The organism is Mesobacillus sp., from assembly GCF_049588175.1.
Taxonomy (GTDB): domain Bacteria; phylum Bacillota; class Bacilli; order Bacillales; family Cytobacillaceae; genus Mesobacillus.
The window spans coordinates 1-3,701 of sequence record NZ_JBAVFI010000185.1 but is presented as its reverse complement, the minus strand read 5'-3'; the positions used below and the strand labels follow the sequence as shown (position 1 = coordinate 3,701).

Genomic DNA, 3,701 nt, shown 5'->3' with positions numbered 1-3,701 from the left:
CATTCGCGGCGGAGTATTGGCTGCAGCGGTCATTTTTGATGTCATGACCCGCAGGAAAAAAGCTTAGTAGGTTTTTAAATAGTTGAGGCTGTGTGACAGGTTGAAAGTAAAGAACTGAGAGATTCACATGGCCTCTAATCTATGAAAAAAGTCCAGATAGTCTTGAATCTATGCAAAAAATTTTAATAGTTGAGTATCTTGAAGAAGTTTAACATCGCTCGAATCGATGAAAATTTTAAAAACCCCCCTTCTATTATTCCTCCAAGCTCGTCTCCTCAACGTATTTTTCTGAATTGTCCAAGAAGTATTGAACATTCTCCCGCAGGTGGTATTATGAAACTAATTTACTAGTAGATAAGGAGATTCTTCTTTTGCGAAAAATAGGCATAATCCTACTCTCTTTCATAATCATTGTCCTTTTTTATTTTACATGTTCGTCCGCGGTAAAGGTTTTCCGCTTTGATTGGGAGATGCCTGAGACTGCAGATTCAAAGGAGGCTCCATACCGGCTTGTGCTGATTACGCAGGAGCTGGATACACCGTTTTGGGATAAAGTTGGAGCGGGCGCCGAAAAGCAGGCAAAAGATGAAGGGGCAAGCCTGGAGGTATGGGGCAGCTATGGGAAGAACCAGGAGGACTTTTTGAAGAAAGTTGAAATTGCCATCCATTCAAAGGTTGATGGAATCATTGTGCAGGGCCTGGATTCGGAAGAGTTTAAGAATTTGACGAAGGTGAAAGCGGCCTTCTATGGAATTCCGATTATCACGGTAGCCAATGATGTGCCGATGACGGAGAGCCTGAGAAGGACATATGTTGGATCTGATCAGTATCTGGCGGGAAAGATGATTGCCAGCCAGATGGTCTCTGCCATGGGAGCGACGGGGAAAATTATCTTGATGTCTGACAGCCGTCATGCGTATTATCAGCAGCAGCGGCTTAACGGAATTCAGGATGTTTTCAAGGACTATCCTGATATACAGACAATCAATGCGGAAACAACTGAAGCGAGGGAGCAGGTTATCGCCACTACAAGGGATATGCTGAATAAGACGCCTGACGCAGATGGTTTTATCGCAGTCAATGCAAATATTGCTGGTTCGATGATTCAGGAAATCAGCAGACGTTCACAGGTCGAACCTTTCCACATTTATACGTTCGACGATGCTCCGGAGTCGCTCTCACTGCTGATGCGGGGGAAGCTTGATGGGGTGATCGAGCAATCACCCGAGGAGATGGGCAAGGTGAGTGTCAATCTGATCATGAATTGGCTGAGGAATGAAACAGTTCCTCTCGATAATAAAGGCTACTTGACGGATATTCGGATGCTGAAAGCGATGGACGGAAAATGAACAAAATACAGAAGAAAATTTGGATGCTCGCCATGGTCGTTCTGGTCTTCATGTCGGTAATTTGGATAGCGCTTACATACTACAATCATAAAACTCAAAGCCAATATAATGAGATTTTGCAAAGATATTTAAGTTTTAACGAGGTAACAATTGCAAGCCAGCAGCTGGTGACGGATTTGAATAATTACTTGCTTCTTCCTTCTCCAGCCAATTTAGAGAGGATCAGCCATAGCAAAGAGAAAATCCGCAATGCGAAATACGATGTGTATAAGCTGAAAAATGATCAAAACGATTTTGCATTAACCAACTATATGAATCTGATGGATAGTCTGATTGAAACGGCAGACAGGGCCCTTTTGTTCCAGTCTGAGAAGGAAACGGAGGATTCGGCACAAGAGTTTTCCGAAGCGACGCGAATCTCGATGTATATTTCCGAGACATCCCTCACCTTGCTTGATAAAGAACTGAAGACATATGAGCTAATGTATCGGGGAATCATTGGCCAATCAAAGGAACTGAATAAGCTTGGCGTATGGCTGCTGCTCCTGATTACAAGCTTGAGTTTGCTATTAACCTATTGGATTTCGTTAAGTATCACAAGACCAGTAGAGAAGCTGACCAAAGCTGCGAATGATTTGTCAAATGGGCGGTTCGATTTGCAAATCAAGGTCGAATCCAACGATGAAATCGCCTTTCTTGCGAAAACATTTGACCATATGAGGGTGAATATCAATAACTTGATTTCAGAAATACAAGAGAAGGCGCAGCTTGAGCGGGAACTTCAGCAAAACAAGCTCCTGCTTCAGGAAAGCCAGCTGCTCAGCCTGCAAAGCCAGATCAACCCGCATTTTTTGTTCAACACACTGAATACACTTTCTAAGAAAGCCTATCTGGAAGGGTCAGAAGAAACGAGCAATATGATTGTGAATGTTGCCGGACTATTGCGCTACAGCTTAAAGCGGCTCGACAGGCCTGTCATGTTGAATGAGGAAGTAGCCGTTTTAAAGCAGTATATCGACATCCAGAAAGCCAGGTTCACAGAACGGCTTCAGCTTCATATGGAGGTGGATGAATCATGCCTGGGTGTGCAGATTCCGGGACTGACTTTGCAGCCGATCATTGAAAATGCCGTCATCCATGCGGTCGAGCCTGAAGAAGATGGCGGTGTGATTTGGTTCCGTATTACGGATGAAGGCGAAAGTGTAAGGATTGAGATTGAAGACGATGGACCGGGAATGACAGAAGAAAAAATCAAACAAATCCTTGAGGGGCAGCAGATTGACCAGTCAGGAGGCCACTCAACTGGAATTGGACTCAGCAACGTCATGAAGCGTCTGCGGTTATTTTACGAGAATGAAGATGTGTTAGAGATTCATAGCGAGATTGGAAACGGCACAAAGGTAGTCTTAAAAATACCGAGGACAAGGAGGATCGAAGAACATGATAAAACTCCTGATCGTGGATGACGAACAGATAGAGCGGGAAGGAATGAAGGCGATTCTCCAGAAAGCCTATCCTGACCTGGTCATCGAACAAGCGAGGAATGGAAAAATCGCTGTGGAAATGGCAGACGAATTCAGGCCAGATTTGATCCTGATGGACATCATGATGCCAGGAATGAATGGGCTGGAGGCAATTGAGCATATAAGTGCCGTTCATCCAGACATCAAATTCATTATGGTGACAGCCTATGATATGTTCGATTACGCCCGTACCGCCTTGAAGCTGGGTGTGAAGGATTATTTGCTAAAACCTAGCAGACCGAGCGAAATCGTTGAGACCATCGGGAAAGTGCTGATGGAAATAGAGGCGGAGAGAGAATATCATGCTGGAAACAAGCTTAAGCAGGAGGCGCTTGATAAAGCATTAAGCGTCGTCGAAACCGATGTGGTAACGCAGCTGCTGTATGACCATGTGCATGAAGTCCACATAGACTTGCTGATGGAAATGCTCGGCATACAGTCTGCAAGGGAAAGTTTTGTGATGGTTGTGTTGCTGCCTGCTGGCTCTGAACATCTCTACCAGGTGATTAAAGAGAAGGTTCGTAAAACCGGAAGCGGGTGGGTAGGAGCTTTATCAGGCTGCCAGCTGCCGATCATTCTTTTTCGTGAACAAGAACATTCATTTCGAGCCCAGGCTGTTTCGCTGGCAAGGGACATTCTTTCGGCGGTAAAATCGGATTCCGGTGCCCGGTGGTTCGTAGGGATTGGCAATCCCTATGCCTCTTTGGAGCAAGTCAGGCAGTCCTATCAGGAAGCATTGAACGCTACCATGGATACGACCCTCCCTGTAAAATATCGTTTTTACGGAGATATGCCAGTTCTTGGCGCTGTCAGTGACGGGCAACTGGGC

General features: G+C 45.2%; 3 protein-coding genes. All 3 read left to right on the top strand.

The features are described from left to right. Nucleotides 1–371 precede the first annotated feature (371 nt). Nucleotides 372–1,349: a sugar ABC transporter substrate-binding protein gene (locus tag WB217_RS04400; protein ID WP_423991002.1), complete on the top strand. Its 978-nt coding sequence runs from the start codon at nt 372–374 to the stop codon at nt 1,347–1,349. Beyond that, nucleotides 1,346–2,815 (top strand): sensor histidine kinase, encoded by a 1,470-nt coding sequence (locus WB217_RS04395; RefSeq protein WP_423991000.1) that lies wholly within the window; start codon nt 1,346–1,348, stop codon nt 2,813–2,815. The genes WB217_RS04400 and WB217_RS04395 overlap by 4 nt, the downstream gene beginning before the upstream one ends. Continuing rightward, on the top strand, nt 2,790–3,701 hold a 912-nt coding region (locus tag WB217_RS04390), incomplete at its 3' end, for a response regulator (RefSeq protein WP_423990998.1). The genes WB217_RS04395 and WB217_RS04390, both read left to right, overlap by 26 nt.

What these genes read in the sequence shown, in the direction of transcription:
- WB217_RS04395 (WP_423991000.1), top strand. Translation starts at nt 1,346, where the DNA reads ATGAACAAAATACAGAAGAAAATTTGGATGCTCGCCATGGTCGTTCTG.